The sequence below is a fragment of the Pseudoalteromonas sp. Isolate3 genome, from assembly GCF_022398505.1.
Classification (GTDB): domain Bacteria; phylum Pseudomonadota; class Gammaproteobacteria; order Enterobacterales; family Alteromonadaceae; genus Pseudoalteromonas; species Pseudoalteromonas apostichopi.
Genome location: NZ_JAKEVN010000128.1, coordinates 1 through 10,816 on the forward strand (window position 1 = coordinate 1; position 10,816 = coordinate 10,816).

At 40.4% G+C, this 10,816-nt stretch carries 8 protein-coding genes; 6 read left to right on the top strand and 2 right to left on the bottom strand.

Translation table 11 applies throughout. The features are described from left to right. On the top strand, positions 1-1,990 hold a 1,990-nt coding region (locus tag L1D46_RS17840), incomplete at its 5' end, for a tetratricopeptide repeat-containing sensor histidine kinase (protein ID WP_239977982.1). On the opposite strand, the gene ppc is transcribed toward L1D46_RS17840, so the two are convergent. Then, positions 1,987-4,632 (bottom strand): phosphoenolpyruvate carboxylase, encoded by a 2,646-nt coding sequence (ppc, locus tag L1D46_RS17845; protein WP_130052450.1) that lies wholly within the window; start codon positions 4,630-4,632, stop codon positions 1,987-1,989. The genes L1D46_RS17840 and ppc overlap by 4 nt on opposite strands. Positions 4,633-5,055: 423 nt before the next feature. Between ppc and L1D46_RS17850 the strand changes: the two genes are divergently transcribed. Beyond that, a complete protein-coding gene (locus L1D46_RS17850; RefSeq protein ID WP_130052451.1) occupies positions 5,056-5,802 on the top strand; it encodes an SDR family NAD(P)-dependent oxidoreductase in 747 nt (248 codons plus the stop codon). A gap of 10 nt (positions 5,803-5,812) precedes the next feature. Continuing rightward, a complete protein-coding gene (locus L1D46_RS17855; protein WP_130052452.1) occupies positions 5,813-6,421 on the top strand; it encodes a flavin reductase in 609 nt (202 codons plus the stop codon). 16 nt (positions 6,422-6,437) lie between these two features. Here L1D46_RS17855 and L1D46_RS17860 read toward each other — a convergent pair whose 3' ends face one another. Continuing rightward, positions 6,438-7,517 (bottom strand): Xaa-Pro peptidase family protein, encoded by a 1,080-nt coding sequence (locus L1D46_RS17860; RefSeq protein WP_130052453.1) that lies wholly within the window; start codon positions 7,515-7,517, stop codon positions 6,438-6,440. Positions 7,518-7,646: 129 nt separating this feature from the next. Between L1D46_RS17860 and L1D46_RS17865 the strand changes: the two genes are divergently transcribed. The 3 genes from L1D46_RS17865 to L1D46_RS17875 all read left to right on the top strand — a co-directional run bounded on the left by L1D46_RS17865 (position 7,647) and on the right by L1D46_RS17875 (position 10,665). Further along, on the top strand, positions 7,647-8,867 hold the full coding sequence (locus L1D46_RS17865) for a Xaa-Pro peptidase family protein (protein WP_130052454.1): 1,221 nt from the start codon (positions 7,647-7,649) through the stop codon (positions 8,865-8,867). Between the two features lie 153 nt (positions 8,868-9,020). Then, on the top strand, positions 9,021-10,427 hold the full coding sequence (locus L1D46_RS17870) for a TIGR00366 family protein (protein ID WP_130052455.1): 1,407 nt from the start codon (positions 9,021-9,023) through the stop codon (positions 10,425-10,427). Positions 10,428-10,518: 91 nt separating this feature from the next. After that, positions 10,519-10,665 carry a hypothetical protein gene (locus tag L1D46_RS17875; protein WP_239977983.1) on the top strand — a complete coding sequence of 49 codons (147 nt, stop codon included), beginning with the start codon at positions 10,519-10,521 and terminating at the stop codon, positions 10,663-10,665. Positions 10,666-10,816 lie beyond the last annotated feature (151 nt).

Here is a 10,816-nt window from a genome sequence, read left to right on the forward strand (position 1 = left end):
ATATTCAACAACAATTAATGCAATGCCTAACAAAGAGTTTAATGAACTCAGACTTTCAATAAGGCAAAGCTATGCAAGCTCACCACAAGAAGGCCTAAAGTTTGTCAATGCCCTCATAGAAACTACCGAGCTAACATTAGAACAAAAGATTATTGCTACTAATTATAAAGCTTGGTTCTTATTAGAGACAGACGAGCTAGAACAAGCCATGGAAACCATTGTTAAGTACATGAATATGGTTTCTCAGTCTGATGAAAAAGACCTCATGTATGGCTATTTCAATATTTCCGGGGGGATTTATGCACGCTTAGGTCTATATGAAGAAGCCTTAGCTTACTATCGCGATGCCATGCCATTTGCACAATCTCGAGATGAACGTTTAGTTTATCAAACCGAAAATAATATCGCTTTGGTAAAGCTACGTTTAAACCGTTACAAAGAAGCTGCTGACTCGTTCACATACTATCGAGATTATGCCCGCAGTAAAAATCAAACTCTGAACGAATCATTTGCTAGTAATAACTTAGCGCTTGCTTTAATTGGATTAAAACAGTATTCAGACGCACTCAAGGTTATCAATGAAGCTATAGGGTTACAAAACCAACATAACTACACCACTCACCTTGCTTCAAGCCTAGTTATAAAAGCCAAAATATTACGTTTTCAAGGTTTTTTAGAAGACTCAGAAAAGGTACTAAACGAGGCTTCGACTCTTATTGAAAATAAAAAGCTTGAAAATGAGCAACTTAATATCATTTTATGCTTAGCAGAAACGTATGAAGCACAAGGCCATACTGAGAAAGCGCTCGATACACTAGCATCCGTTAACATACAAGCTGTTAGCCATACTAATTTTGAAGTCCTATTATCGATTGCAAAATTAACTGCAGAGCTTTACGAACAACAAAAAATTTATGCAAATGCACTAAGCGCTTATAAACAATATTCGTACATTAATGAAGCTATTTTAACCAGACAAGCAAAAGTGAACCTAGCTAAAGCATTAGCGGAAGCTGATGTAGCCGCAAAAGAGGTAAGAATTTCTGAATTGACTCGTGCTGAACAAATAAAAGCGACGAAAGCCAATGCATTTAAAGATCTCACTATTGTTGTAAGTATATGTTTAGTAATTATTTTATTTGGCTCTTTTATCGCAATTAATAGTATCGACAAACAAAAACAAAAATTAGCTAAAGCATTAAAACAGTTAAAAGATACTCAAAATCATCTTATTGAAATAGAAAAAATAGCGTCTTTAACAGCACTAGTATCCGGTATGGCGCATCAACTTAATACCCCTATAGGCACCATAGTTACAGCAAGTTCATTAATAGATGATTACATGGAAGGTTTAGAAGAAAAATTTAAAGCCCGAGAGCTGTCTAGCAAGCATTTTCATAAATTTATTACCGATACCAATAGTGCTAAAGACCTTGTGATCAACAGTATTAATCGACTTGCCGGAATTGTAGAAGAGTTTAAAGCGCTTAATGTGTCTATACACCTAGATAAACCGATGAGCAAAATACAGCTTTCAAGCTTTCTTAACCATCGTTTATGTCCTTTGAGCAAACATCTTGGTAAACAAATTGATTTTAAAATTCATGGCGATGAAGCAACTATTACATCTTATCCAACTATTTTAAGTGATGTATTAAAAACCTTAGTTATTAATTCCTGTGAGCATGGCTTTGTTAATTCGGGTAAGGGAGTGGTCGAAGTTTCAGTCAAAGCGTTTACGCATGTGGTTGAAATTATCTATCAAGATAACGGTGTGGGAATCAGTGATGAAATTCTACATGAAATATTTACCCCTTTTTACACCACTAATCTAGGGGGTAATCACTTAGGGCTTGGTTTAAACGTGGTATTTAACGCGGTTAAATACAACCTAAGAGGCAAAATCGGCGCCGAGTCATGTAAACACGGCGCACGATTTGTTATTAGCCTACCAATCGATGCTCAATTAGTAGATGACACTGGCTATTAACCGGTATTACGCATACCTGCTGCAATACCTGTCATCGTGATCATCAAGGCATTATCAATATCAGTTGCAGAGTTTTCATCAGCTTCACGTGAACGACGCAGTAACTCAACTTGTAATAAGTTAAGTGGATCTGTGTAAGGGTTACGAAGCGCGATTGACTCTTTGATCCAAGGCTGGTCTGCAAGTAAGCTCTTTTGTGGGCTAAGCGATTGAACAAGCTCAATAGCCTCGCTCAATTCCTGACGTAACTTCACACCTAATGGCTTATATTGCTCAGTAACAAGTGCATCATCATAATGAGCACTTAACCATGTATCGGCTTTACTAAATACCATCTCTAGCATCTCTAAACGAGCACGGAAGAATGGCCATTTTAAGCTCATTTCGTGAAGTGTTTCGATGCCATATTTATCTAAAGCAGCTTTAAGGCCTGTTAATGCACCTAACCAAGCAGGCAGCATTAAACGATTTTGGCTCCATGCAAAGATCCATGGAATAGCACGAAGGCTTTCTACACCCCCATTCGGGTTACGCTTAGCCGGGCGAGAGCCCAAAGGTAATTTTGAGAGCTCTTGTTCTGGCGTTGCCATTCTAAAGTAAGGAACAAAGTTTTCATCATGACGCACAACTTGACGGTAATGCTCGCATGAGTCTGCACTAATAAGATCCATAACATCACGCCATTCGCTCTTAGGCTCTGGCGGCGGCAATAAGTTACTCTCAAGTACCGCACCGGCATAAATATTTAAGCTTTGTAGTGCGACAGCAGGCAAACCAAACTTAAAGCGGATCATTTCACCTTGCTCTGTTACACGCAGGCCACCTTTTAATGAACCAGGAGGCTGAGAACGAAGCGCCTGTGCAGCTGGAGCGCCACCACGACCAACAGTACCACCACGGCCGTGGAATAAGATAAGCTCAATACCGCGCTCTTCGGCTAATTGAACGAGTTTATCCATTGCTTCATATTGTGCCCAACCAGCAGCCATCATGCCTGCATCTTTTGCTGAGTCTGAGTAGCCGATCATGACATTTTGCTGATTTTGAATATGACCACGGTACCAAGTGTTATCAAGTAAACATTCAATAACCTCTTTACCATTATTTAAGTCATCTAAGGTTTCAAATAACGGTGCAACCGGCAAGTTAAACTTGCAACCACTTTCTTTCAATAACAATTGTACTGCTAAGACATCGGATGCAGTGCGTGCCATGGAAATGATGTACAAGCCAAATGTTTGTGCGTCTTGCGCTGCTATCACATCAAACGTATCAAGTACTTCTTGTACTTCAGGGCTTGGCTGCCAATGTTTAGGTATTAGTGGTCTACGAGAGTTCAGCTCCGCAAGTAAGAATGCTTGTTTATCTTCTTCTTGCCATTGATGGTAATCTCCTAAACCTAAATAACGTGTTAGCTCTGAGAAAACATCACCATGACGTGACGAGTCCTGACGCACATCAAGTTTTGCAAGGCGCAAACCAAAGCTGTTAATGCGGCGCAGTACATCAAGTAGCAAACCGTCTGCCACCACTTTCATGTTGGTTTTAATTAGCGAGCGATAACACACTTCAATAGGGTGCTTAATTTGCGCAATATCGGTAATTAAATCTTCAGAGTCAGTGCGCTTTTTCTTAATTTTAGCGCCCAAATGCGTCACGGTTTCGGCAATTTGATTCTTTAATTTTTTAAGTACCGCACGGTAAGGTTCAAAGTCTTGCCCTGCAAGCTCAACTAATTCATCGCTTGCATCAGACATAGATAACTCATTACTTAGCGTCTCAATGTCACGCGAATACAAATCAAGTGCCATCCAACGGCCATGGTCTAACACTTGGTGAGTGACTTCAGCGGTAACAAACGGGTTACCATCACGGTCACCACCCATCCATGAAGTAAATTCAATTGGGCTGAAATCAATCGGTAATTCAAGATCAAGCTCTGCTTTTACGTCTTCACCAAACTCGCGTAGAAAACGTGGAACGGCATGCCATAAGCTATTCTCAATAACTGCAAAACCCCATTTAGCTTCATCGATTGGCGTTGGGCGCGAACGACGAATATCGTCGGTATGCCAAGCTTGGCTAATAAGTTGGGCAATGCGATTTAATAAATCTGCACGTTCACTTGGTAAATTGTCTTTACGCTCTAAAGAGGCAAGACAATCACTTAATTCAACGTGTTTATTGATCATTGTACGGCGTGTCACCTCGGTTGGGTGAGCCGTGAGTACTAAATTGATGTGGAGTTTTGAGAGTGTTTGTGCCAAGTGATTAGGGTCCACTTGACCTTGCTTTGATGCAGTTGCTAACGCTTTTAATGTTTGAGTGAGAGGGTTTAGTTGGCAAAAACCAACATCATTAAAGCGCGAAACGGTATGAAATTGTTCTGCAACATTAGCAAGATTCAAAAAATGATTAAATGAGCGTGCAACCGGTAATAGTTCTTCATCTGTGAGAGCGTGTAGTACTTCGATAAGCGCTTGTCTGTCGGCTTCGTTACCACTACGTGACGATTTAGATAAAGCGCGAATCTCTTCTACCTTATCTAAAATGGCTTGTCCTTGTGCATCTTTAATGGTTTGACCCAGCATTTGTCCAAGCATACTAACATTACCGCGAAGTGCAGCGTATTGTTCACTCATTCTCATACTCCTTTCTTTAACTAAGTTGAAAGTACTTACTGCACAGTATTTAACCAAGCACGAACGCTGCTAAATACTGATCCCTTTTATTAATATCATTGTCAGCGTTAATTTAATAGATCGAATTTTCTAACATACTCGTAAAAAAGAATAACCAATCTGTAAACATAAAAGTGTAATAAATACGCCGCCTAGTCAGATACTGTACTTTACAATATGGGCAATTGGTAAAATGGACTTACCAATTAAAATGATAAAATGCCTGTGAATTAAGGCATCTTTCATTTTTGTATGGTCAATTATTTATCAACCTATTTTATGTGTTTTAGTTTTGGCAAAAGACAACCAAGGTTACTAACACTTTATTAATTGGTGATAGTTTGAGCGAAAAAAATTTTCGAATATTTTTATTACGGGTCATAAATGCAACTCTATATATTGTGTGGCACAAGCAGTGAAATCGCTAAAGCCTATTTCACTACTCTAAGAAAACAAATCAGAAGCGGTCATATCGTAACCATCAGTCGAAGTGAATTTAAGGCGCCTTTTGATGAAATATCAAACAATGAGATCAGCCACCAGCATTTTATAACTGATTACTCAGAGCAAAGCCTAAGAGGAATTGCCGTAGAATTAACTAGTAACCAATATGATTTAGCACAATTGATGATATTTAACGGCCTGCTGCATGATCTAGATAACGCGCCTGAACGTAAACTTGAGCAAATATCTGAGCAGCACTTTATAAATAGCATGCATACAAACGCCCTACTGCCGATTCGCTGCGTGACTTTATTTTCAACGCTTTTAAAGCCGCATGTAGCAACGGTTGTATGTGCACTGAGTGCACGTGTTGGCAGCATTAGTGATAACAAGTTAGGCGGTTGGTATAGCTATCGGGCATCTAAGGCGGCACTAAACATGTTATTTAAATCTGCAGCGATTGAACTTAACAGACGCTATAAAAAATGCCACTGCGTGTTATTTCACCCAGGAACTACTGATACGCCATTATCAAAACCTTTTCAGGCAAATGTGCCCGAAGGGAAGCTATTTACCCCTGAGTTTGTAGCCGAGCAATTGTATTCATTGATAAGTGATGCTGACTATTTACAACAATCACCCAGCCCAGCCTACTTTGACTGGCAAGGAAAACCCATAGACTGGTAACAGGACAATTATGCATTTTACAAAACAAGCTATTGCTGATTTAGAAAACCGCTACCGCGCCCACTTAATTAATAGTTTGTCGGGATTTAAAAGTGCCAACTTAGTTGGCACACAAGATAATAATGGCCAAACTAATTTAGCGATTGTAAGTTCAGTATTTCATCTTGGGGCACATCCCCCCTTAGTGGGTATGATCATTAGGCCTCATTCAGTGCCTCGCCATACCCTAGAGAACTTATTAGCCACTAAGCAGTACACGATTAACCATGTGAACAAAGATATCTATGATAAAGCACATCAAACATCTGCACGCTACGACAAAGACGAATCTGAATTTGATGCTACAGGGCTCTGCACTGAATACCTAAATAACTTCACAGCACCTTTTGTTAAAGAGAGCAAGCTTAAGTATGCTCTTGAGCTCAAAGAACACCACCACCTTGCCATTAATGGCACTGAGCTTATTATTGGAGAAATCACTGATATCTACTTAGATGAGGCTTGTTTGCAAGAAGACGGTTTTGTCGATATTGAAGCCATTGATACAGTCGCAGTTAGCGGGCTTGATAGTTACCATGTAACTGAACGTTTAGCCCGCTTAGCTTATGCTAAAAAGTAATCGCAAAATTTAAGCATTAGATTATGAATGGCTTAGGCGCATGGGTTAACACCTCAAAGCCAGACTCGGTGACAACTATGTCATCTTCAAGTCGCACACCACCATAGCCTGGTATATAAATGCCAGGTTCAATGGTGATCACATTACCTACTTCAAGGTTGTAATCTGTGAGTGTGTTGATAAATGGCACTTCATGTAAAAATAGCCCTAAACCATGGCCAAGGCCTTTACCCGCGTATTCACCAAAGCCCGCCTCAGCAATCACCTTGTTTGATATGGTATTTAAATCTAAACAATTAACACCTGGTTTAACCATTTCAAGTGCCGCATTTTGTGCCTTAAGAACAGTATTATAAATACGGGTTTGTTTTTCTGATGCTTCGCCAATAATGTAGCTACGAGTCATATCAGAGCGATAACCATTTACAACGGCACCAAAATCAAGTGTTACAAAGTCTCCTTGCTTTAAAACCTGATTTGATGGATTACCATGCGGCAAGGCTGAGCGTTCTGCAAACAGCATGATGGTGGCAAACGACATTCCTTCTGAACCTAGCTTTTGCATTCTATATTCAAGCTCTAAGGCAAGGTCTCGTTCAGTCATACCTGGTTTAAAATAAGGCAGCGTTTGTGCTAAGGCTTCATCAGCAATAGCTGCAGCAGCTTTAATTTGCGCAACTTCCCAGCTATCTTTAACGCGTCTTAGCTTTTCTATTAGACCGTTTATGGCTGTTAGAGTGTGACCATTAAGCTCATCTGCAACACCTTGCCAAATCGCAACTGTGACATAACTTGCATCAAATGCGACATGGCTGTTTGGTTTAAGGTGCCTGTTAATACAATGACCAAGAGTTTCGTTTTCTCTGTCTCTACAAACAACCTCAAATCCTGTTGTTTCTGCAATTGCACGTTGATGGTAACGATAATCTGTTATCAGCACACACGCATTTTGAGTAATTAATGCATAAGCAGCATTACCACTAAAACCACTTAAGTAACGAATATTTTCATGACCTAGTACTAACATGGCGCTGTAACCTTGTTGTTCTAGTAAGGCTTTAAATTCAGCTTGTCTTTTTAAGTAATTAACTTGCATTGTCGCTCCTTATTTTTTGCGCATGCTAACAGTTATGTACATAAATACGAATATTATGCGATTAGTCGCAGTGAATTTGCATCAGGTGTTTACTCAAGCCACAATGCACAAAAAACCAAGGAGTACACAATGACAACATACGGTATTGGCACACAAACGCCAGAGCAGGCGCTTGACTCTTTGTCAGATATGACAACAGATTTAACCCCTATTCAAAATGACGAATTTCATGCGCGTATCGCAAAAGCACAAGCGTATATGCAAGCAAATAACATTGATGCAATATATTTAAATGCAGGCACTAACCTTGCTTATTTTACTGGTATGCGTTGGTACGCAAGTGAGCGTTTAGTTGGTGCTATTTTACCTGCTAAAGGTGATGTGCAATATATCGCACCGTTTTTTGAAATCGGCAGCTTAAACGACTTTATGGTGATTGATGGCCCAATTCGAGGCTGGCAAGAGCACGAAAACCCATACCAACTATGTGTTGAAGTACTGTCAGAAATGGGTATTAGCAAAAATGGCACCCTTGGTATTGATGAAAGCGCACAGTTTTTCATCTACGACGGCATTAATAAAGCTAATGGTAATTATAATATTGTTAACGCACAGTGCGTAACAGCTCACTGCCGCATGCATAAATCAGCCAGCGAACTTGCCTTGATGCAACGTGCTATGGACATGACTTTAGAAGTACACAAAGCAACGGCGAGCATGCTTTATGAAGGTATCACCACTACTGAAGTAGAAGCCTTTATTAAAAAAGCCCACCAAAAAGTCGGTGCACCGGGTAACTATTTTTGTATTGTGCTATTTGGTGTTGCGTCGTCTTTCCCGCATGGCGTTAAAAACCCACAAACCCTTAAAAAAGGTGATGTGGTACTGATTGATACTGGCTGTAAAGTACATGATTACCTCTCTGACATTACCCGTACTTATGTATTTGGTGAAGCAACCGAACGTCAACGTATGTTTTGGCAACACGAGAAAAATGCCCAACTAGCCGCTTTTGCTGCAGCAAAAATTGGTGAGCCATGTGGCAAAGTAGATGATGCTGCAAGACAGTACTTAGCCGAAAATGGCATGGGGCCAGAATATCAAACACCAGGTTGCCCACACAGAACTGGCCATGGCATTGGTTTGGATATTCATGAATGGCCATACCTTGTCGGTGGAAACCCTACCCCACTCGCAACAGGCATGTGTTTTAGTAACGAACCGATGCTTGTTATACCCGATGAGTTTGGTATTCGCTTAGAAGATCATTTTTATATGACAGACGAAGGCCCGCGTTGGTTTACCGAGCCAGCTCATAGCATTGACGACCCATTTGGCCTAGCTAAATAAAATCTAAATAACTATTAAAAGGTCAGCTATCTGGCCTTTTTTTGTGTCTAAATTATTACATTTTTTAACAGTGTATATATTTTTGAGACAATCTATCAGCTTTTATCATGTTATGATTTTAACAATTTAACCTAACATAATTACGGAGAATAAATGGGTTTACGTTTTAAAGTTCCACATACCTTGATACTGCTGCTTGGCATGATGGTTGTTGCGCTTATTGCTACATGGTTAGTACCACAAGGTTTTTTCAGCACCACACTGAGTGAATCTGGCCGCGAAATGGTCGTTGCGGGTACCTATCAAACGGTTGCTGAACGCCATTACTTAACCCCATGGGATTTATTACAAGCCATACCTCGTGCATTTGCTGCTGCTCAAGATGTTATTTTCTTTGTCTTAATCGTTGGCGGCGTATTAGCTGTTGCACGTGCCACAGGCACTGTTGATGCACTCATTGGTAGGCTTTTAGAGCGACACGGTAAAAAGCCGCAGCGATTAATCTTTATGGTGGTATTTTGCTTTGCTTTGGCATCAAGCAGTATCGGTACCGCCGGTGAATATATTCCTTTTGTTATTATTCTCGTTGCGCTGTGTAAAGCAATGCGCCTAGACGCAATGACTGCCGTAGGTATGATAGTCGCGGGTTATGGTATTGGTTATGGTGTATCGGCATTTAACCCATTTACCGTATTAATCGCACAGCAAATTGCAGGTATTCCAGTTTACTCAGGCTTGTGGTTTCGTTTAGCTATATTTATTCCATTTGTGCTCATTGGTTTTCATCATGTTTGGCAATACACAAAAAAGGTAGCGAATGATCCGTCTAAATCAATGATGATTGGCGTGCCTTGCCCACTGGAAAATCAAACAGCAACAAGTTACCCAGCACTTGCCCTGCGCCATAAACTTATTTTAGGAAGTTTTATCATTACCCTTGCAATTGCAGTATGGGGTATAGCAACTAAAGGCTGGTACTTATACGAGCTAGGCGGTGTTTTTATCGCTTGGGGTGTCGTTGTAGCCATTTTAGGCAAATTATCTGCTGATGAAGCAGCAAACAAATTTATAGAGGGCGTGTCTGATCTTGTTACCACCGCAGTTTTAATCGGTGTTGCACGCGGTATCGCACTTATTTTAGAAGACGGTCAAATCCTGCATAGCCTTGTACATGGTATGTCGTTACCGCTTTCTTATGTATCAGCTGAAATATCAGCAATAGGCATGTTAGTTATTCAAACCTTACTTAATACCTTTATTCCATCAGGTTCAGGACAAGCTTATGTCACTATGCCATTGATGGCCCCACTTGGTGATTTAGTGGGTGTCCCAAGACAAGTTGCCGTGCTTGCTTATCAATTTGGTGATGGCTTTTCAAATATGATCATTCCGACCAATGCTGTACTAATGGGCATTTTAGGGATGGCAGGTGTGCCTTACGGCCATTGGTTTAGATTCTGTTTACCACTGCTGATTAAACTAATGGTCGCAGCATCAGTTGTATTAGTATTAGCTGTAATGTTTGGCTATGGCTTAGATGTGCAGCCCACACTAAATTAAGTTAGTTGATTTTAAAAAAGCGCCCTAGGCGCTTTTTTGTTGTGTTTTGAGTTCTTTTTAGCAACACATTTTTGGATCAAATGAGTTGGAAATGAATGACAGCTCTGTACAAAGTCAGAGCTTCATCCGTAACTCACTGCTGTCGGATAGACGACACCTGTTACCAAGTGTCGCCCTCCTAAGAACCGTACGTGCAACTTTCACTGCATACGGCTCAAGCCTTCACGAAGGCACCTAATTGGTACCCAGCAACTTATAAAGCAGCGAGATTAGGCTCATTCCAAGAGTTGCGGCATTGCCTCTTTGCTTTTCTCTTTGCCAAGTATTCTTGGTATAAAGGATCAAAAGGCGTAGCTTCACTCCTGATTTTCACATGTCTCTCTATTGGC

What these genes read in the sequence shown, in the direction of transcription:
- L1D46_RS17860 (WP_130052453.1), bottom strand. Translation starts at nt 7,517, where the DNA reads ATGCAAGTTAATTACTTAAAAAGACAAGCTGAATTTAAAGCCTTACTA.
- L1D46_RS17850 (WP_130052451.1), top strand. Translation starts at nt 5,056, where the DNA reads ATGCAACTCTATATATTGTGTGGCACAAGCAGTGAAATCGCTAAAGCC.
- L1D46_RS17855 (WP_130052452.1), top strand. Translation starts at nt 5,813, where the DNA reads ATGCATTTTACAAAACAAGCTATTGCTGATTTAGAAAACCGCTACCGC.
- L1D46_RS17865 (WP_130052454.1), top strand. Translation starts at nt 7,647, where the DNA reads ATGACAACATACGGTATTGGCACACAAACGCCAGAGCAGGCGCTTGAC.
- L1D46_RS17875 (WP_239977983.1), top strand. Translation starts at nt 10,519, where the DNA reads ATGAATGACAGCTCTGTACAAAGTCAGAGCTTCATCCGTAACTCACTG.
- ppc (WP_130052450.1), bottom strand. Translation starts at nt 4,632, where the DNA reads ATGAGTGAACAATACGCTGCACTTCGCGGTAATGTTAGTATGCTTGGA.
- L1D46_RS17870 (WP_130052455.1), top strand. Translation starts at nt 9,021, where the DNA reads ATGGGTTTACGTTTTAAAGTTCCACATACCTTGATACTGCTGCTTGGC.